This is a genomic window from Flagellimonas sp. 2504JD1-5, assembly GCF_053618295.1.
The window spans coordinates 1,447,804-1,468,456 of the sequence record NZ_JBSIOU010000002.1 but is presented as its reverse complement, the minus strand read 5'-3'; the positions used below and the strand labels follow the sequence as shown (position 1 = coordinate 1,468,456).

The window sequence follows — 20,653 nt, the reverse complement described above, 5'->3', positions numbered from 1 at the left end:
AATGGAATATTTGACACTAAAAATTACCCCGAGACAAGCGGAAAATATATTGCTACAACAATTTAATATTGAAGGCAAAGCATCTTCGTTACCGGGTGAGGTAGATTTCAATTTTAGAATACAGACAACAAAAGGTGATGGCTATATTCTTAAAATTTCCCGTTCCGATGAAGATGTGGCTTACTTGGATTATCAGCAACAGTTGCTGCAATATGTTGAAGAAAAAGGAGATGAACTGATTTCCCCGATAGTTGTTAAAGACAAAAATGGAAAAACCATATCAGAATATAAAGATGACCAAGGGAATATCAGAAAAGTTCGTCTACTCAGTTGGATTCCCGGACGTATTTGGAGTGAGGTCAATCCTCAGCTGGAAGAACTTTGTTTTACTTTGGGTGAACAGTGCGGATTATTAACAAAAGCGTTACATGGATTTCACCATCCCCAAGCACACAGGGATTTTGAATGGGATGTCGCCCAAGCTTTATGGATTAAAGAGCACCTTCACCTATTCAAAAAAGACGAAAAGGAAATACTTTCCCATTTTATAGGGCTATTTGAGGATTGTCAAGATTCTTATGGCAAACTCAGAAAATCGGTGGTGCATAATGATGCAAATGACAACAATATTATTGTTACGGATGATCTAATCCAACCCAAGGTCAATGCATTTATCGATTATGGTGATGCGATCCATACCCAAATCATAAATGATGTGGCCATTGCCTGCGCCTATGCCATCATGAACCATAATGATGTTTTGGATGCTGCCTTGCCCATTGTAAAAGGATACCATTCCACTTTTCCCCTACTGGAGGAGGAATTGGAACATTTATATGTAGCCATCGCCATGCGATTGGCAATTTCTGTAACCAAATCGGCATTGAATAAAATCAAAGAGCCGGACAATTCGTATTTGTTGGTTAGTGAAAAACCAGCTTGGGATGTACTTAAAAAATGGTTTGGGGTCAACGCTGATTTTGCTCATTACAGTTTCCGAAAAGCTTGCGGGTTTGATGCACATCCAAAAAAAGGAGAATTCAACCAATGGGTCGGAAAAAATAAATTTACACTGCAATCCATATTTCCAACCACGTCGGGAAATGATGTGTTTCAGGTTGATTTAAGTGTTTCCAGTCTGTGGGTTGGTCATCAAGAGGAGTTCAATGATTTGGATTTGTTCCAGTTCAAATTTGACAGACTTCAAAAAGAACACCCTAATAAAGTCATTGCCGGTGGGTATTTGGAACCCAGGGCACTTTATACCTCATCGTCCTATAATAAGAGGGGAAATAGTGGGATGGAGAGTAGAACAATACATCTTGGGGTCGATTTTTGGCTACAAAGCTCCACTCCAGTTCATGCCCTGTTTGATGGAGAGGTGATTACCGTAACGAATGATGCTGGAGATAAAGAATATGGAGGCCTGATCATTTTAAAACATAGCTTTGATACGTTTGAGTTTTATACGCTTTATGGTCATCTATCTCCAGAAAGTGCATTAAAAAACCAAGTAGGGGATCAGATCAAGAGGGGAACTTGTATCGGTGTTTTAGGTGATTTTCCAGAGAATGGAAATTGGGTGCCCCATTTACACTTTCAAATTATGTTGTCGCTTTTGGGATATAAAGATGATTTTCCTGGTGTGGCTTATCCCAATCAATTGGCCGTTTGGAAGGATTTATGCCCTGACCCCAATAAACTTTTTAAGTTAGAAAACCTTAAACCGCCTGTATGGACTGATAACAAGTCTGTAATAGATTATAGAAAAAAACACCTAGGAAAAAGCCTTAGTCTTCAATATAAAGTACCTATAAAAATAGTGCGAGGCTCTGGCCAATACTTGCTTGACGAACAGGGACGAAAATACTTGGATACCGTGAACAATGTAGCCCATGTTGGACATGAAAACTATAGGGTGGTGAAGGCTGGGCAAGAACAGATGGCTCTGCTCAATACCAATTCGCGCTATTTACATGAAAACATTAACGCTTTGGCAGAAGAGTTGTTGGAAACCCTTCCGAAGGAACTTTCGGTACTCCATTTTGTAAACTCAGGAAGCGAGGCCAACGAATTGGCCATTCGTATGGTCAAGGCTGCAACGGGCGAAAAAGATATTATCGCTTCAGAAGTGGGTTATCACGGTAATTCGAACATATGTATTAATATCAGTTCCTATAAGTTTGATGGAAAAGGAGGCTCCGGCGCTCCAGAACACACCCATATTTTTCCTTTGCCAGATGCGTTCCGTGGAAAGTATCGCGGAAAAGACGCTGGAAAGTTATATGCCCAAGAGGTTCAGCATCAAATTGAAGCCGTTCATGCCAAAGGTCGAAGGGTCGGTGCATTTATCATCGAACCTATAATCAGTTGCGGTGGTCAGATTGAGCTTCCTGAGGCATTTTTATCCTTGGCTTACGATTATGTTAGAAAAGCTGGCGGACTTTGTATTTCTGATGAGGTTCAAGTAGGCTGTGGCCGTATGGGCAAAACGTTTTGGGGCTTCCAGTTGTACAACGTTGTACCCGATATTGTTACCATAGGTAAACCGTTGGGTAATGGACACCCTTTGGCTGCGGTTGCATGCACTCAAGAAGTGGCGGAAAAGTTTGCCAATGGAATGGAGTACTTCAATACATTTGGAGGGAATCCGGTCTCTTGTGCCATTGGAGCGGAAGTGCTCCGAACCGTAAAACGGGAAAAATTACAGGGAAATGCGCTTACCGTGGGTGAATTTCTAAAGAGTGAATTGAAAAAACTAAGTACAGAATTTTCAATTATTGGTGATGTAAGGGGTCAAGGACTCTTTTTAGGATTTGAACTGGTGGACACCAATTTGAATCCACAAGGTGAAAAGGCCAATTACTTGGCCAACCGAATGAAAGACCATGGCATTTTAATGAGTACCGACGGTCCAGACCACAATGTCCTGAAAATTAAACCTCCCATTATCTTTACCATTGAAAATGCCAAAGAGTTGATTTTCTACCTAAGAAAAATCTTTGCAGAAGATTTTATGCAGACATCAATATAAAACCAATCCAATGAGATATATTTTTTTAGGCCTTTTTCTAAGTTTCTTGTTTAGTTGTAAAAAAGGGCAATTAATTGAGGTAGCCGAACAAACCTATCATTATAACCATCAAGTTTTCGAGGAGAACAAACTTCCTCCACGAGCCAGTTTTTTTGGTTTGGAATCTCGGGAAAAAGGGCGTAAGGAAGATTCACAACGATTTATTAGCCTGAACGGGGATTGGAAGTTTCACTTTGTGAAAGACCCTAAAAAAAGACCAAGAACTTTTCAAAATGTTGAATATGACGAAAGCGATTGGAATACAATACCTGTGCCCGCCAATTGGGAGGTAGAAGGCTATGATCACCCTATTTATTTGGATGAACGTTATCCGTTTGATTCAAAATGGCCCAATATCCCTCAAGATTACAATCCAGTAGGAACCTATCGAAAAATAATAGAGATTTCGGAGCAATTTTTAAAAGAGGATACGATTCTTCATTTCGCAGGAGCAAAATCGGCCATGTACGTTTATGTCAATGGAAACTATGTTGGCTATTCCCAAGGCAGTAAAACTCCAGCTGAATTTAATATTTCCGAATACCTGAAGCCTGGTAAAAATCTATTTGCTTTGCAAATGTTCCGCTGGAGCGATGCCAGTTATTTGGAAAGTCAAGATATGTTGCGGATGAGCGGCATTGAGCGTGATGTGTATTTGTATACGCGTCCGAAAGTTTTTGTTTCAGATTATTATGCCTATACCAATCTGGATGACAACTATGTTGATGGCATTTTTAAAGGGAGTGTTTATGTTGATAACCAATCTGAACAAATCGCTAAACGAAACATTGCTTTGGAGCTTTTCGACGGAAATGAATCTGTTTACAAACAAACTTCCCCGGTCGAAGTGGAAGCTAAAGATTCTAAAGAAATCAAATTTGAACACCTTTTTGAAAGTGTAAAACAATGGTCCGCGGAAGTTCCAAACCTCTATCAGTTACATATAGTATTGGAAGATTCCATTCAACCAGAAAATAACATCCACATCAAAAACCATATTGGCTTTAAACGGGTTGAAATCAAAAACGCACAGGTGTTGATCAACGGACAGCCGATTTACATTAGGGGAGTGGATCGCCATGAAACAGACCCTTACACGGGTCATGTGGTGTCTAAAGAGTCCATGGAGAAGGATATAGCATTGATGAAGCAAAACAACATCAATGCGGTTCGCAGTTCACACTATCCAAATGATCCTTATTGGTTGGATCTATGTGATAAATATGGCCTTTATGTGGTTGATGAGGCCAATATTGAAAGTCATCCTCTGGCAATAGACGAAAAAACACAGATTGGAAATGAGATGAGCTGGTTACCCGCACATATGATGCGTACGAAAAGAATGTATTATCGCGATAGAAATCACCCTTCAATCTATTCCTGGTCTTTGGGAAATGAAGCAGGCGAAGGGGAAATTTTCAGGACCACCTATAAATGGCTTAAGGAACAAGATAATAACCGCATTGTGCAGTATGAACCTGCCGGAAAGGAAGATTACACGGATTTGTACTGTCCCATGTACCCAAAACCCGAATATTTGGTGAATCACGGTGAGTCTGATTCTGACAAACCTTCCATAATGATTGAATATGCCCACGCCATGGGTAACTCAGTTGGAAATTTACAAGACTACTGGGATATCATTGAAAATTATCCTAATCTGCAAGGTGGGTTTATTTGGGATTGGGTGGATCAAAGTTTGGAATATAAAGATGAAAATGGCAAACCTTATCTGGCTTATGGCCATGACTATCATGCCGACTTACCTACAGACGGCAATTTTTTAAACAATGGGCTTGTGGATCCTTACCGAAATCCTCATCCACACCTATCTGAGGTAAAAAAAGTATATGAACCTGTACAGTTTTATTTTACCCCCGCTAATGGTTATGGACTGCTTCAAATTGAGAATAAGAACTTTTTTGATGACTTATCGCATACAAAGGTGGAATGGATTGTCTTGAAAGACGGAAAAGAAGTGGAAAAGGGGGAGCTTGGACACCATTTGAAGATACCTCCACAGGCAACTTTTGATTTTTCCCTAAAAGGACTACCTAGAGATTTGGATGTTAAGGGTGAATATATTCTACAGGTCGGTTTGGTTCAGAAAAAGGAAACAGCCATGATTCCTGCAGGGTATGAAATCGCATGGGACCAATTTGTTCTCAATGAACCAAATAAAATTGATGATGTTAGACTTCTGCAAAATGATCTAGAAGTCATTCATGGAGAGGTCATCGAAATAAAAAATGGCACCGTTTCCCTAAAAATTGATTCTAAATCAGGAGAGATTATCTCATGGCACTATAAAGGGAAGGAAATTACAAGCAATCCTATGAAACCCAATTTCTGGCGTCCACCCACTGATAATGATTTAGGCAATGGTATGCCAAAATGGGCAAAAATATGGCAGAATGCCACTTATGGTTATGTTTCTAACCTTGTAGAAAAGCCTCAAAAAACAGCTACAGGATACAGTTACAAAGTTGGCTATACGTTACCCAATGATGAAGCAAATGTTGCAGTTCAATTTATCTTAAACGCCGATGGAATCCTAAAGGTCAATTACGCTTTTGGGCCTAATAGCGAAGATTTGCCAAAAATCCCTCGATTGGGCATGTACCTTACACTTCCCAAAAAGTTTGATAAGGTTTCATGGTATGGTAATGGTCCGGAAGAAAGTTATTGGGACAGAAAGACAGGGGTAAAAACAGGATTATATTCAGGAAAGGTGGAGGATCAATTCCGCCGATATTCCCGCCCGCAGGAAACTGGGAATAAATCTGACGTAAGATGGATGGAAGTTACTTCGCCAGAGTTGTCCATTAAGGTTATTGGAGATGCCCTGCTGAATTCAAGTGTATGGCCCTTTGCCATGTCTGAGTTGGACTTTAATTCGGAAAAAGATGGTGCCGCATCGGCCTCCGGACTGGTGCCAGTTACTAAAAAACATGGTGCTGACATTACGCTAGGTGAAACCGTTCAATGGAATATCGATTTGCAACAAATGGGAGTTGGTGGCGATACGTCATGGGGTAGACTGGTTCATGATGAATATACCATCAAACCTGATACGTATTCCTATTCCTTTGTTTTAGAACCAATGATAAGGGATTAAAAATTATAGCTCTTTTCTTATTGGTATCAGTTGCATTGATAAGGACCATGTTCATCCTTAATGCCCATGGTGGTTTCATCCAAGATGTAGATCATAAAAGTTTTTCCATTAGGAGCAACTCGCACTACAATATGACCTTTCAGACTTTTGTAATTATCCCTGAACCATGGCCCATAGGTCACCAATGTTTCTGGATGCATATTGGTAGAGAAAATATCCCTTTCCACAGTTTCACCATCTTTATGAATAAGGCGTTGATATACTTCTTGCCCAGGATGGTCCGAACACCATAATTGTTGTATGGCTACTTTGGGATTAAGCGTTTTTACAAAAAAATCATTGGTCGCATCCCGGTTTCCATGATGATTCAATGTGGTTACCTCCACTTGGCCAACAACTTTTGCAATCGGCGTTTCCACATCGAACCATTCAGGTAGGCCATAACCCTGAAGACCTGTGTTGTCACCACCGGTGAAATAGTCGAAATCCCCATAGGAGAATTTTAAGGCCAAACTCAGTGGGTTTTCGTTATAACCACCATTGTAAAAGGAGGTCATTTCCTCTGCAGTAAAATATTCAAAGGTATTGGTATTGACCCCCGTCCAAATGGTTCCGTTGGATTTGATATTGCGAATGGAAAAATGCGGGTACTTGTTTTGATTTTTCAACAACTTCAATTGCGTTGCACTTCCAACGTCCAACGCTTCGACAGGTATCTTCTTTTTGGCTATAAACGAAAGAAAATCCTGAAAAATCTTATCTTCTTTTAAAAACGTTTTAAGATTCAATGGAAAGTCCAAATCCGGGGAGTTCCTGTCGATGATTTTACCCAAAGGAAATTCTTTTCCAAGGCCCATCAGACTCCCATAATGGTCAGAATGGAAATGAGAAATGAGCGCATAATCGATTCTATGTCCATGCGCCTTCGGGGTTACATTTTTGATATATGCTGCCAACCATTCCACGGTTGATTTGCTATTATCGGGAACAGGAGCGGTAGCCTTTAAGGGGGCATATTTTTTTTCAAACCCTTCTTTGTCTATACTTCCGGCATCAAAAAGCATGGTGGTGCCATCAGGAAGAATGAAGTAAGTTGCGTCGCCACTGCCAGTGTTAATGTGGTGGATGTCCAAATACCCTTCTTGCCAATCGCTTAATTTATTTTGGAATTCCGGTGCTGCGGCTTTTGTCTTGTCAATGTTGGCATTTTCAATTTTGGAGTTGCAACCCATTTGAAATACAAGGATTACAGCTAATAGAATATGGAGGTTTATGTTATGCATGGCTGGTTATTTTTTTTAGAACATAAGCTATTAGCGCCTTCATTTGTACCTGATAATTTTCGTTGGCCGTTTTATGAAGTCTGTTGGCTATGATCAAACATATCGTGATTGCTTCGTGCCCCAACATTTTAGCCAAACCATACATAGCAGAGCTCTCCATTTCATAGTTTGTGATTTTATGGCCATGGTACTCAAAATCGGATAATTTTTGATTGACATCTTTCATTTTCTTTGAAAGACGTAGCTCCCTGCCCTGCGGAACATAAAAACCTGGAGATGTAATGGTGATACCAGTAAAGGTCTCTTCGCCGTTCAACTGGTCCAATAGTTTTTCCGATGCATCTACCACATACGGATTTAAGAATATGGAATGTTCTCCTATCAAAATTCGGAGTAGTCTGCGGAATTCTTCGTTGACCACTGTTCCTTCATCTTTGTAAAAATAAAGTAGATTGTCAAATCCAGCTGACTTTTCGGAAATCACATAGGAATTGACGGGAATATTTTTTTGAAGACTTCCAGAAGTGCCAATTCGTATGAACTTCAACTTTCTTTTCTCCTTTTTTACTTCCCTTGTTTTAAAATCGATATTGACCAAAGCATCCAGCTCGTTCATTACGATATCGATATTGCCAATACCAACGCCGGTTGACGCCACGGTGATTCTTTTTCCATTGAATTTTCCTGTAATGGTAACATATTCCCTATTGGCCATTTTATATTCAATATCGGTAAGAAAAGAGCCGATTACATCTACCCGTCCAGGATCACCTACCAGAATCACAATGTCCGCGACTTGACCAGGTTTTAGATGAAGATGGAAAATACTGCCATCTGGGTTTAGGATTAATTCAGAATCTGAAATCATATTTCAACTTAATTATGGTATCCATTATGTCTTAAAAACTCCAATAAAAGTTCAGGACGGTCTGTTTGAATAATATCAATATTATTATCTAAATACCATTGGTAGGTATTAATGTCCATTGCAGCTTTTTCATCGTCATGCCCACCGCTTAGCCTGGGCCATAAGGAATTGACCCATACTCCAGCTCCTTTTTTTCTAATTTCATTAAAATAGGTATTTAATCCGGTAGTGTCGTTTGGTACAATAAATTCAAATGCAACAGGTTTTCGGTTTTTTAAGTAATCATCCACGACAGAGTTGCTTTCAGGGCCAATACGAACTATGGGCATAAAGTAAACTTTGTCCAAATAAGTACCAAACTCCTCTTCAACCTGTTCCCTTGTCTTTGTCCCTTTAATAATGACTTGATCTAAGGTTTCTGTTAGTTTTACAATTTGAAAACATTTGTCAAAAATGTTATAGCTTTTATCCAGATTCACCAGAATCTTGTCCTTGGTGGTCATAAGTGCTTCTTGGAGTGTTGGTATTTTGTGTGGGGTTGGTACGCCCAATCCATCTTTTAACTGCAATGTACGCAGAGAATCCAAAGTCCAGTCTTTTACAAAACCTTTTCCGTTGGTGGTTCTGTCAATGGTTTCGTCGTGCATAAGTACCAAATATCCATCTTTGGTTTCCCTAACATCAATTTCAACCATATCAACTCCCATATCAATACAGTTTTGAATGGCCTGGATTGAGTTTTCAGGGGCATTTCGCCAATCCCCACGGTGGGCTACAACAATTATTTCTTTGTTGGTTGAATTTTTGAGGTTGGCAATTTTATCCTGTATGGATGCTATCGCTATTGCTGATCCAGCAGGTACTTTTTCAGTTGAGGGTTTGTTTTTGCAACTTCCATAGATTAGAAGTAAGGCAAAAAAGAAAATTCGTTTCATACTATGATTTTTGTGGTTAGCTCTATTATCAAAATAATCAAAAAGGGGGGATTGCGTCCCCCCAATTGAATTAAAATAAACCAACTCAAACTAACTATCGCTATTTAATGAATAAGAACTGATGCTTATTCGACACTTAGTTTATTTTTAATATCCTGGATTCTGCGTTATGGATGCATCAGTATCCAATTGACTTTGGGGTATAGGTAGTACCAGTTTATTGGCATCTATGGTGACGTTGGACCCGGTGCTACTGAAGAATGCATTCATTACGGCAACCGCGGTACCGTAACGTTTTAGGTCGAACCATCGGTGACCTTCACCAATAAACTCAAAACGACGTTCTTGTCTAATGGCATCCCTTACTTCAGCTTGTGTGGTAGCAGTGGTTGCCGCCAAACCTGCTCTGGAGCGTATGGTATTCAATTGTATAATGGCATCAGCAGTTTGACTATTTTCATTTAGAGCTTCTGCATATTTAAGCACTATATCGGCATATCGAATAATCAAATGGTCACTTCCGCCGTCATCGGCTCCCGTGGGCGAAATCTCGTACTTGGTGGAAAAGTAGAAGGGATTTGCTCCTGGGTCTACCGCGACATAATCGTTAAGTCTGGTATCTCCGGCCTCAAAAGAGTCTATAAAAGCTTGTGTGGGCAAGTTGTGCCCTTTTGCACTTGCGGTTGTCCCGGAGGGACGAAATTGTGAGCCTGCCCGGCTACCTTCGTTGTTTCCATCAACCAAAAAACCACTGGTAAATTGTACCTCAAACAAGATCTCGGAATTGCCTTCATTCGCCACTCCAAAGATTTCTGAAGTTGTGGATGCCAAAGAATATTCATTTGAATTGACCACGGCTTCAAAATTTGTTTGTGCTCCGCTGAAATTACCTTGGGTGAGCAATACATCGCCCAAAAGTGCCTGAGCCGCTCCTCTTGCTGGTTTGCCGGAGGTTTTGGCGACAGGAAGGTCTTGAATGGCCTCATTCAGGTCGGTTTCAATTTGTGTGTAGACCTCCGCAGATGGTGTACGACCTTGTCCAAAGAAATCGAATGGACTTTCGGTTTCTATGGTAACCAAGGGTACATCGCCATACAATCGTACCAAATTGAAATACAACAAGGCTCGAATAAATTTCATTTCACCTATTCGATTTGTTTTTTCCGATGGGCTTGTATACTCAATATCCGTTATTCTGTTCAAAACGGTGTTTGCACGTTGAATGCCTTTATAGGATTCGCGCCAAATATCACCGACCAAGTCATTTCCGGCATTGGTGGAGAAGTCGTCCAATTGTCCAAAGCGGCCTCCGTCGTTTGCTGCAATTTCCTCGAAGGAATCTTCCCCTGAAATTTCACCTACGCCAATCAAATCCAGTTCGTAAAGGCCACCATTTTGCAATTGGGCATAAACTCCGGCGATGGCACTTTCCAACTCCTGCTCGTTGGAATAAAAGTTGTTGGATGCTTTTTCGGTTATAGGTACTATATCCAACTCGTCCTCGCATGAAAACAGTCCAAGGAAGACAGCGATTATTAAAAATATATATTTATTAAAGTTCATTTTGTTCAGTTTTTGGTTTAAAATTTAACGTTTAATCCAAGCGCAACAAAGCGGGTCAATGGGCTTGCTGACTGAATCCAACCTCTTGTCAACGTCTGTTGATTATTGGAATCCCTTGTATCTAAAGCATCAGGATTGAACCCTCTAAATTTGGTACTATTGAAGATGTTGTTTCCTGTTAGATAAAGCCTAAGGAAATCGATTCCCAAATAGTCGGTAATACTTTCATCGAAGTTATACCCTAATTGGAGACTTCTTAAACGGAAGTAATCCGCGTCATAAACTGAAAGACTCGATGATCTTGTAAGTCTTCCTGCGGAGGAAAAACTTGAAAAATCAGGTCTTCTGAAAACCCCATTTGGGTTACGATCAGAGTAATAATTATCGAAATAATGTTGGGTGGGCACAAAGAATCCTTCTCCACTTTCGGCAAAGTAGACCATTCGGTCTGAGACCTTTCTACCTTCAATTCCGGTAAATTGGGCGCTAAAATCGAAACCTTTATAGTTTAGGTTAAAACCGAAACCATAGGTGAAATCTGGATTGTAATCGCCTAGAGTCACTCTATCGTCAGGAGTTATCTGACCATCGCCATTGGCATCTCGTACGATATAATCTCCGACTTCGGTACCTGCCAACGGGGTAACGGTTGCAGCATCTATATCTGCTTGTGTTCTAAAAACCCCTTGAATATCATAGGCATAGAACTCGGCAATGCTTCCACCAACTTTGGTAAGGAAACCCATACCGCCGTTACTCTGAATTATCTGTTCTTGACCTTCGCCCAAGGCCAAAACCTCGTTTTTGCTGCTTGTGATATTGGCATTAAAGCCCAATCGTACATCGCCAATTTCAAAATTGTTTCCACGGACTTCAAGTTCGAATCCTTTGTTTTCAAGTTCTCCAATATTCTGAAGTGACTCTGAGAATCCGGATTGCTGAGGTACGGGAACTTCCAATAACAGGTCGGTAGTCTTGGATTTGTAGTACTCGGCGGTAAACAAAAGCTTGTTGTCCAAAAATCCTAAATCCAATCCCACATTCAGGGCAGAGTTGGTTTCCCATGACAAATCCGGATTGGGTGAGGTATTGGTATATGCCCCAGGAATTAATTGTCCGTCGATAACATAATTGTCCGATTCGATCAAGGCAATGGAACCGAAATCTCCGATTTGATTGTTTCCGGTTTGTCCCCAGCTACCTCTTAGTTTGGCAAAACTTACCAACCCATCTTCTGGAAAGAAAGTTTCGTTGCTCAATGTCCAACCTGCGGATACGGAGGCGAAGTTTCCATACTTGGTATTGGCTCCAAAACGAGATGAACCATCCCTTCTAAAGGAACCTGATAGTGAATACCTTCCGTCAAAATCGTATTGCAAACGCGTAAAATAGGACTCAAGTGCCCATTTGCTTCTTCCTGCTATTGCTGAAGGATTAGTAGCTCCGGCAATGCTTCGCAGGTTGTCATCTGCAAAATTGTTGCTTTCCAATCTGGTGTTGAAACGACTTTCTTCTTGATAACTGAAACCTAACAGCACATCAAAGGTATGATTGTCCAAGGTCTTGGTATAGGTCAAGAGATTCTCCGTGATAAAGTTTTCCCTTCTAGCATTGTTTTCTAAAGCTTGTGTGCGATTATTAGCTACTGGAGTTCTGTAGTTTCCAATGTTTGAAGGGGCAAAGAACTCGGTAAAAATGGTATTGTAATCCCCTCCTAAAGAGGTTTTAAACTTTAATCCATCCCAAGGTTCAATCTCGATATAAGCGTTTCCAAAAACTCGTAAACGACGCTCAAAAAAGTCGGTGAGTTCAGTTTGTGCTACCGTGTTTTCAGAGATGGGTCCATCCCAATTGTCGTTATTGTCATCTATTTGATTGGCAATGGCAAAACTTCCATCCGAGTTGCGGATTGGATAGTAGGGTTGCATCAAAATAATGGAAAAACTGGGGTCGGGTTGAGCTTTTACACCCAAACCGTAATTGGACCACCCTGCTTCTCCTGTTGGATTGGAGTTCACCAAGGAAACATTGGAGGTAATCCCAAAACGGATACGATCACTTACCTTAGAATTTAATTGCATATTGGCGGTATAGCGCTTATAATCCGAATCCATGATGATGTTTTCCTGGTCCAAATACCCAAAGGAAATGGAGTAATCCGTCTTTTCGCTTCCCCCGCTAAGGTTTAGATAGTGGTTTTGTTGAGAAGCAGTTCTAAACACTGCATCCGTCCAATTGGTGTTGGTCAAACCTGCCTGTCCATCCAGATATCCTTGCAAATAACCAGGAACCCTGCTACGTTTACCTCCACCGTTAGCATCACGGGTGGCATTGTCATCGGAGATGCTTCTTCCAGGTCCACCAGATACATAACCGAAATTTCTGGAATCAGAATCAAATAGTGCAGCATCATATGCATCAACCAATTCAAAATTGTCAATTCGGTCTTGAAAACCATAATAGGTATCATAGGTGACTTTTAAACTTCCATGTCTCCCTTTTTTTGTGGTAATGAGAATGACCCCGTTGGAAGCTCTTGATCCATAAATTGCCGCAGAGGCTGCATCTTTTAAAATATTGACAGATTCTATGTCTTGTGTGTTGATGGAACTAAAAGAAGAACCTTCTGATAGTGGGTTGCCATCGATGACGATCAAAGGATTGGTACCTGCGGTCAATGTATTGAGCCCGCGAATCTGAATCACCGAATTTTCACCTGGATTTTTACCATTACCAAGCACCTGAATTCCCGAAACATTTCCGGAAAGGGCTTGTTCAAAGTTGGCAGAGGAGTAATTGTTCAGTTCTTCACTGTCTACCTTGGAAACAGCACCGTTGAACTTTTCCTTGGTGGTGGAACCGTATCCGATGATGACCACTTCTTCCAATTTTCCGGCATCTGGAAGTAGTTGGACGTTTACGACCGTTTGTCCACTAACGCCAATTTCTTGAGTGGAATATCCCAAATAGGAAACCTCTAGTATAGCATTGCCAGACGAAACCTCAATGGTGTAGTTTCCATCAAAATCTGAACTCACCCCATTGGTGGTCCCTTGCTCAATGATGCTGGCACCTGGAAGTGGCTGTCCATCTTCATCGGTAACCGTTCCATTTACAGAAAACTGGACTTTGGTCCCCAAGTTGGATTCCTCTGGTTGGGAAGTACTTTCAGGCTCTGTCCGTTTCACCAAATAAATTCGGCGATCATTGAGGTTGAATGTGGTCTCGGTGTTTTGAAAAACTCGGTTTAGTATATTGGCTATCCGTTCTCGGTTCACTTTTATGGAAACGATCCGGTTGAGGTCAACATCCTTGATTTTGTAAACAAATTCAAATTCCGTTTTGCTTTCAATTTCATCGATCAACTGTCCTACGGTGACATTGTTGAGTTCCAAAGTGACCTTTGCCCGCTGTCCGTAGGCATCATTGGCCTTCATGGAAAAGAGGGCGGCCAGGATGAACAACGTACTGAGTTTCATTTTTAGGTCATATTTAAATATTGGAAATGGGCTTCTTGTATGCTTAAGAAGTTTTTTCATACTTTTATAGTGTTAAATGTGGTTAATCTTTTTAGTTTGATCACTTCGACCAATCGGAGGATGTTCGTAGCATTTTCCGATTTTTTTATGGCCTTTTTTGACCCATATAAGAAGTAATCATTTTAGCGTTTGGTTACATCTTGTTGGATTTATTTCATAGGCGATACTGTTTTAAAGTTTAGTTGTTAGGTAGTTATTCAATAATTATTTGATTATTTAAAATAGTATATTCAATTCCATAGTTGGCCTTTAATTCCATTAGCACGTCTTCTATAGGTTCATTACCAAAATTGGCGTTGAACACTTCATGGGTCAAGTCAGTATTATTGTTAATGATGGTTACATCGTAATGTCGTTCCAATTTCTTCATGATGTTTTTGAAAGTCATGTTTCTGAAAACAAGCTTACCATCGATCCAAGAGGTGTACAAACTAGTAATTACCTCGGCAGTGTCAATATTGCTATTGGATTTGTCAAAACTTCCCTTAAATCCAGGTTTTAGGTATACGTTTTTGTCCGAACCATATTCCTCTTCTGTGGTATACAAACTGACCGACCCTTCAACCAAAACAACTTCTGTGGTTTCATCCTCGGGATAGGCCGAAACATTGAATTGGGTTCCCAGCACGCGGACATTCAATCCATTGGTGTTTACAATAAATGGATGTGCAGGGTCCTTGGCAACATCCAAATAGGCTTCACCGGTGACCGATATCTTTCTATTTGAACCTTCAATAAATTGAATCGGATATTTAATGGAAGACCCGGCGTTCAAATGAGCAATTGTTCCATCCGATAATTGAAGTTGAAAAGTTTTTCCATGCGGTACGCTCAAAATGTTATAGGCAAGCTCTTTTTTGGCATTGTTATCCAAATATTTTAAGCTTTTCCCATTTTGTTTTCCGACTATTTTTCCATCACTGTCCATTACCTCTACCTGACCATCTTCATTGATGACTTTAATGTCGCCATTTTCAAGTTGTAGGGTAATTGCATTTTCAGGGACTGCAAAATTGGTGTTGGTCGAGGAGTTCTGTAAATAGAAATATCCAGTGGTCAAAAGACCCAAAAAGACTGCCGCCGCAGCTGAAGTTTTCCAAATTTTGGACCTTTTCTTCTTGTAATCCCAGGTTTGTGTACTGATGGACGCCCACAAAGACTCTTTAACAACAGTTTTATGTGCTTTGTTCTTAAAATGGGGTTCCGTATTGGCTTTGTTGAGTTCTTCCTTGAACTTTTCCAATAGTTCCAACTCTTGGTCTGAGATGGATCCGTTCAAGTACTTGTCCAACAATTTTTTGAATTCTTGCTCTTGCATATTTCGGCGCTATATAGGTATGAACCGAAAAGAAGGGGTAACGCACACAAGTTTTAAGACATTAACATTTCTTTAACAATTTTAACAACGAACGGAAGGCCTAACATTTCGTTTTTGCTAGCTTAATTAAAGAAGAATGAGAAAGATGATAAAGGAGGTCAGTGAAGATTGGGCAAGTCTTAAATTTTGCCGAATTGACTTTAGGGCGATGGACATCTGGTTTTCCACAGAACGCTTAGAAATGCCCAAACGCTTCGCAATTTCTTCGTTACTGGCAGCCTCCATTCTGCTGAGTCTAAAAATCTGCTGACATCTTGGAGGTAATTCAGTTAAAGATTTTTCGATGATAAACTGGGTCTGATCCAGATTATGTTGATTTTCAACACCAGATTCTGTAGGAAGTTCCAGGCCGTTCAAGGCTTGCAGATGTGTTGTTTTAAGTTTGTTGTCCCGCAAATGTTTAAAACAACCATAGCTCACCGATCTAAAAATGTACCCTTCGAAATTTTTAATGGTATTATATTCTCTTTTTTGCCATAAATTCAACCAAATATCCTGCACAATATCCTTGGCAATATCCTCGTCAAGCACTATGGATTTGGCATTGGTGAACATGGGTTCCCAAAAAAGTTCAAATAGCTTTTTAAAAGCTTTTTTATTGCCCTTTTTGAATTCCGTTAAGAGTAGTTTGTTAGTTTTTGGTTTTGTGACTGACATTTCAATCCAATGCTTGATCAAATGAAATTTGAATATGATAAATGTATAAAAAATGTCATTATCATCGAAAAATGGCAAAAAACCTAACTGATTAATAAGGATAAATTAATGTTGGGATACGAACGCGTTTAGGTTTAGAAAACCTAGTGCAAGTATTATGAAATGGGTAGACAGCAATTACAAAAGAACCTCCCTATTGATGACTCCCATAATAAAGAAAATGGAAACAGAAAGAATTAAGCAGATGATGGCTGCTGTCAAATTTGCAGGTATTGAAAACTCTTTTTTGATATTAAGTATAATTGTTTTCATGGGGAATTATTTTGACACAAAGTTTTGAAAACGGGGAGCTTTGGCATAAATCAATCGATTAATGTAAAAAAGGAGGGATGAATCGCAGGAGACGTTGTTTTTATCGAGAAATGGGGTGTTTTAACCAATATTTTTATCGGTAATAGGTGTCTTTTAATACCAATTTTTCCAATTTCTTAACAAGGGTGCATACAATCAATTCCTATCTTTCTATTCATCTAAGGTCTTTAATACGGCAAAGAATGATTCGATTCCTAGGCATTTTGATTTTCTTTCACATGTTGACCAGTTGTGGGCAAGAAAAGACCAAATCATCTAATGATTTAAACGGAATATTGGAGATGGCACAAAACTCACCCAACATCCATAGTTTTTTGGCCAGCCATAAGGGCGAACTTTTGGTGGAGGAATATTATATCACCTACCCACAAGATTCGTTGGATGATATAAGGTCGGGAACTAAGAGCATTATGACCACGCTTATTGGAATAGCGGTAGACAAAGGATACATTGAAAACATCCATGACCCCATTCCCAAGTATTTGGAAGTTCCCGAAGATAAATCCAAAATTACTATTGCGCATTTAATGTCCATGCAAAGCGGTATTCAATGGAATGAGAATTCAAGCCCAGATGACCGGACTTTGATGATTCGCTCCGGAAATCCCAAGGAATATATCCTATCTAAACCGGTAACTTCAAAACCAGGTACTTTTTGGACCTATAATTCTGGGGACATCCATTTACTTTCGGTCGTGCTCACTGAAGCCGCTGGCATGAGTACCCTGGATTTTGCTCGTAAACATTTGTTTGGTCCTTTAGGAATTGAAAAAGTGGGGTGGAAAAAATTTGGTGATGGATATCATCCTGGTGACTCCAGATTGGAACTAAGCCCTCGAGATTTGTTGAAATTTGGGGAAATGATTGCTAACCAAGGCGAGTATAATGGAAGTCAAATAGTTTCCAAACACTTTTTGGACGAAGCATCTAAGTTCCACTACGAACATAAAAATGCAAGCGAAAAATCAGGATATGGTTATGGTTGGTGGGTTGTAGATGATAACAATAAAAGGGTAATGATGGCCTCTGGCTATGGGGGTCAAATGATTGGGATAGTTCCCGATGAGGACTTAGTCGTTGTTGTCACACACTTTTGGAACGTTAATGGAAACAATGCAACCAAACAACAAAAAAATGCACAGCAATTGGCTGTTGCGCTTTGGAATTGGATTAGAAATGCCAAATAATCGGATAAGACGTTGTGATTTCGGAGGGACCAAAACCTATCTCTCAAAATCCGGATAAATAAGGATTTTCCAAACTTTTCGAAAATTATGCTCCTGGAATAGGTGATTTCTCAAATTCGTTTCAAAATTGCGGAAAAACCCCAGTTTTTTTAAGGAAAATCTGCAATGGTATTAGAGTTTGATTTGTTAATTTCAAGTGCTTCAGATTTACTTCCAATAACTACTTCACCTGTTTGGTAGAAATCAATGTGTTTGTTGGGATGTATACAATAGTATTCTTTGTGTAATCCCTTGCAAACTGGAAAGGCTTACGCCCAATGTTTAAATCAAAGTTGTTGCTGACTATATAAGTGACAAGGGTTTAATGCAAAAAATAAAAATTTATTGATTAAAAAATTAACAAGATTTTGAAAAAAAAATACTGCGTCTATACATTCCTGTTGGTCTCTGTTTTTGTTTTTGCTCAGGAGGGAATTCAGACAATCGAAATTGATATGGAAGAAAAAACAATAGACCCTTCCGTATTACCTTTTGATAGACCATTTCTTCTGGAAATCAAGAGTAAAAGTTACAAGCTTGAGGACAAAATGGACATTTATGAGGTCAAAATCAGAAGAGGAAGAAAATATTTGGGTAAATCCTACAAAAGGAATTCTGAAAATATAATAATTGAACCTTTCCACCAAGAAAACATTAATGTGATTAAGGTTAAGGATGGGGAATATAGAGCTACAATACCTTATTTGTTGCCCAATAAATCGTATGACTTGGTTTTTTCGAAAAAATTATCCCTTAAAGAATTGAACTTATTTTTTAAGTATTACGATAATGAAAAGAAAGGAACTCCAGATAAAGATTTGGAAGATTTCTATTATAACCAGATACAAGGATTGGAAGCTATAGGAGAAGATAGTCCATATGAACGATTTTATTTTGATGACAAACCAATAGCATTTGGAAATATTGAAACAACCTTCGATGAGTTTAAATCGCAGCAATATCCGCAGTTAAAAAAGATTCTTGATGGACTACTAAAAAATTTACATGATTATGATAAATCGACACCATCGATTGACGATATTCAAATGTTGGGCAAGTATGTCCGCGAATATAAAGCAGATGTTGCCACACATGCACTGCTATTCGATTTAATCGATGGCAAAAAAGTTAAAGACTATGTCCTAGGATTTAAGGCTATAGGCGAGAAAAATATAAAGGCTATAGATGAAAATGACTTTATAAAGCGTAAAACCAACATTGACAAAAATCAAAGAATCTTAGATTCCATAGATAAACAAGTAATCAAATTAATTACTCTCGAAGAGACCACTAATATTGCTGAAAAATTTAGGGAAAGCTATTTAGATGAATTGAAGAAAACGATGAATTGGAACAAAAAACAATTTGACGACTCCTTTGAAAAAATCGAAAAATTATTGAATCCTGATTTCTCTTTTGTCGAGTTGGTGAGCGCCTCTTCTATTAATTCAGAAATGAAAACCAACAACGGCCAAATCATTGTTCCTGATTTTGGTCTTATCAATATTCTGGGTTTCCAGAACGACGGAACAACCCAGTACATTCCCAGACCTTCGGCTGGAATCAATTTTCATTTTGGAGGAGGTATCGATAGAAACAAAAGAATACGAAATATTCCGGTAGAAAGTCGAAAGCGATTTTGGCTCAAATCTTCTGTGGCTTTGGGCGTTACATTGGGTAAAATAGATGAGGGAGGGTTTACAGATTTTTATAACGGATTTTCTCCTTATGTAGGATACAATTTCAGGCTCGAAGATCAAATACGGATTGGAGCAGGGATGATTTTATTAAGAGAAGCCGATACTAATCCTGTTGTAAATAAAAATAGGGTGGAACCGGCAATTTATATGAATTTGACATTTGATTTCAATTTGTTTTCAACTTTAGGAAACGCTGCATCAAAAATTATTGGTTTATGAAAAGAATTTTCTATGTATTTCTATTCATGGTTTCATGTGAAGCAGACCCTGTCAATTTTGAGGGTGATATCATTTCTTCCATAGATATAGACAAATCCAGTTTGGTCGCTGATGGCACCGATAATACCAATATCAAGGTAAATTTTAACAAAGAAGTTGATGTGTCAAGAATTAAATTGCAAGTAAAGGTTAATAATGGTGTGTTTTCGGAATCTGATTCTCAAACCATAGAATTAACCCCAATAGCGGATTTGGAAAAAGCTATATCTGCTGAGTTCACTCTTAAAAGCACTACATCAAATGTCGATCATGAACTTGAATTTAAAATAGACCCCTATATAACCAACAGAAAGATTACTTCTGTAAAATCTGAACCACATTCGATTAAGCTTGTGGCAGATTCATTTAAAGTGGGAACCAATTTTTCATCTGAAATTAAATTGGAGGCCACAATTCTCAATGAGAGTAGAAAAAATGTTTCCAGTGGTGCAAAAGTTAAGATTACAGATTTATTTGAAAACGGGAACCCAGCTAATGGGTTGTTTCGAGAGGAAAATTTGAGCACAAAAAGTGATAGCAAGATCAGTGCTATATACTCTCCGGGATTTATTTCTGCAAATCAAAAAATAATATTGACGGTTGATGTCATTGACGAGAACGAGAATGAATTGGGTATAAGTGATACCATTGAGGTTACAGTAATTGATGAAAATTAAAAACAA

Annotated in this window: 13 protein-coding genes; 5 read left to right on the top strand and 8 right to left on the bottom strand. The window is 39.2% G+C overall.

Annotated features, from left to right (window positions below):
• Position 1: 1 nt before the first annotated feature.
• Both ACULLG_RS16075 and ACULLG_RS16070 read left to right on the top strand, forming a co-directional pair.
• Positions 2–3,034: an aminotransferase class III-fold pyridoxal phosphate-dependent enzyme gene (locus ACULLG_RS16075; RefSeq protein WP_452127818.1), complete on the top strand. Its 3,033-nt coding sequence runs from the start codon at positions 2–4 to the stop codon at positions 3,032–3,034.
• Between the two features lie 10 nt (positions 3,035–3,044).
• On the top strand, positions 3,045–6,191 hold the full coding sequence (locus ACULLG_RS16070; protein ID WP_452127817.1) for a glycoside hydrolase family 2 TIM barrel-domain containing protein: 3,147 nt from the start codon (positions 3,045–3,047) through the stop codon (positions 6,189–6,191).
• Positions 6,192–6,217: 26 nt separating this feature from the next.
• Here ACULLG_RS16070 and ACULLG_RS16065 read toward each other — a convergent pair whose 3' ends face one another.
• The 8 genes from ACULLG_RS16065 to ACULLG_RS16030 form a co-directional block, all read right to left on the bottom strand.
• Positions 6,218–7,474: a ComEC/Rec2 family competence protein gene (locus tag ACULLG_RS16065; protein WP_452127816.1), complete on the bottom strand. Its 1,257-nt coding sequence runs from the start codon at positions 7,472–7,474 to the stop codon at positions 6,218–6,220.
• Positions 7,467–8,342, bottom strand: coding sequence for a nucleoside phosphorylase (locus ACULLG_RS16060; protein ID WP_452127815.1), 876 nt, complete (start codon positions 8,340–8,342; stop codon positions 7,467–7,469). The genes ACULLG_RS16065 and ACULLG_RS16060 overlap by 8 nt, the downstream gene beginning before the upstream one ends.
• 8 nt (positions 8,343–8,350) lie before the next feature.
• Positions 8,351–9,277, bottom strand: a complete 927-nt coding sequence (locus ACULLG_RS16055) for a glycerophosphodiester phosphodiesterase family protein (protein WP_452127814.1) — start codon at positions 9,275–9,277, stop codon at positions 8,351–8,353.
• Positions 9,278–9,424: 147 nt separating this feature from the next.
• Entirely contained in the window at positions 9,425–10,840 is a 1,416-nt protein-coding gene (locus tag ACULLG_RS16050) for a RagB/SusD family nutrient uptake outer membrane protein (RefSeq protein WP_452127813.1), read from the bottom strand.
• Positions 10,841–10,857: 17 nt separating this feature from the next.
• Positions 10,858–14,379: a TonB-dependent receptor gene (locus ACULLG_RS16045; RefSeq protein WP_452127812.1), complete on the bottom strand. Its 3,522-nt coding sequence runs from the start codon at positions 14,377–14,379 to the stop codon at positions 10,858–10,860.
• Between the two features lie 193 nt (positions 14,380–14,572).
• Positions 14,573–15,697 (bottom strand): FecR domain-containing protein, encoded by a 1,125-nt coding sequence (locus ACULLG_RS16040; RefSeq protein WP_452127811.1) that lies wholly within the window; start codon positions 15,695–15,697, stop codon positions 14,573–14,575.
• A gap of 126 nt (positions 15,698–15,823) precedes the next feature.
• On the bottom strand, positions 15,824–16,414 hold the full coding sequence (locus tag ACULLG_RS16035; RefSeq protein ID WP_452127810.1) for an RNA polymerase sigma-70 factor: 591 nt from the start codon (positions 16,412–16,414) through the stop codon (positions 15,824–15,826).
• 177 nt (positions 16,415–16,591) lie between these two features.
• Positions 16,592–16,726 carry a hypothetical protein gene (locus ACULLG_RS16030; protein WP_452127809.1) on the bottom strand — a complete coding sequence of 45 codons (135 nt, stop codon included), beginning with the start codon at positions 16,724–16,726 and terminating at the stop codon, positions 16,592–16,594.
• A 242-nt stretch (positions 16,727–16,968) separates the two neighbouring features.
• Here ACULLG_RS16030 and ACULLG_RS16025 point away from each other — a divergent pair, with 242 nt between their 5' ends.
• From ACULLG_RS16025 to ACULLG_RS16015, 3 genes are all read left to right on the top strand, one after another.
• Positions 16,969–17,973 carry a serine hydrolase domain-containing protein gene (locus ACULLG_RS16025; protein WP_452127808.1) on the top strand — a complete coding sequence of 335 codons (1,005 nt, stop codon included), beginning with the start codon at positions 16,969–16,971 and terminating at the stop codon, positions 17,971–17,973.
• 494 nt (positions 17,974–18,467) lie between these two features.
• Entirely contained in the window at positions 18,468–19,931 is a 1,464-nt protein-coding gene (locus tag ACULLG_RS16020) for a hypothetical protein (RefSeq protein ID WP_452127807.1), read from the top strand.
• Positions 19,928–20,647, top strand: coding sequence for a hypothetical protein (locus tag ACULLG_RS16015; RefSeq protein ID WP_452127806.1), 720 nt, complete (start codon positions 19,928–19,930; stop codon positions 20,645–20,647). The genes ACULLG_RS16020 and ACULLG_RS16015 overlap by 4 nt, the downstream gene beginning before the upstream one ends.
• Positions 20,648–20,653: the final 6 nt, after the last annotated feature.

Coding starts and splice junctions, on each gene's coding strand:
- ACULLG_RS16075 (WP_452127818.1), top strand. CDS start 2: ATGGAATATTTGACACTAAAAATTACCCCGAGACAAGCGGAAAATATA.
- ACULLG_RS16070 (WP_452127817.1), top strand. CDS start 3,045: ATGAGATATATTTTTTTAGGCCTTTTTCTAAGTTTCTTGTTTAGTTGT.
- ACULLG_RS16065 (WP_452127816.1), bottom strand. CDS start 7,474: ATGCATAACATAAACCTCCATATTCTATTAGCTGTAATCCTTGTATTT.
- ACULLG_RS16060 (WP_452127815.1), bottom strand. CDS start 8,342: ATGATTTCAGATTCTGAATTAATCCTAAACCCAGATGGCAGTATTTTC.
- ACULLG_RS16055 (WP_452127814.1), bottom strand. CDS start 9,277: ATGAAACGAATTTTCTTTTTTGCCTTACTTCTAATCTATGGAAGTTGC.
- ACULLG_RS16050 (WP_452127813.1), bottom strand. CDS start 10,840: ATGAACTTTAATAAATATATATTTTTAATAATCGCTGTCTTCCTTGGA.
- ACULLG_RS16045 (WP_452127812.1), bottom strand. CDS start 14,379: ATGAAAAAACTTCTTAAGCATACAAGAAGCCCATTTCCAATATTTAAA.
- ACULLG_RS16040 (WP_452127811.1), bottom strand. CDS start 15,697: ATGCAAGAGCAAGAATTCAAAAAATTGTTGGACAAGTACTTGAACGGA.
- ACULLG_RS16035 (WP_452127810.1), bottom strand. CDS start 16,414: ATGTCAGTCACAAAACCAAAAACTAACAAACTACTCTTAACGGAATTC.
- ACULLG_RS16030 (WP_452127809.1), bottom strand. CDS start 16,726: ATGAAAACAATTATACTTAATATCAAAAAAGAGTTTTCAATACCTGCA.
- ACULLG_RS16025 (WP_452127808.1), top strand. CDS start 16,969: ATGATTCGATTCCTAGGCATTTTGATTTTCTTTCACATGTTGACCAGT.
- ACULLG_RS16020 (WP_452127807.1), top strand. CDS start 18,468: ATGGAAGAAAAAACAATAGACCCTTCCGTATTACCTTTTGATAGACCA.
- ACULLG_RS16015 (WP_452127806.1), top strand. CDS start 19,928: ATGAAAAGAATTTTCTATGTATTTCTATTCATGGTTTCATGTGAAGCA.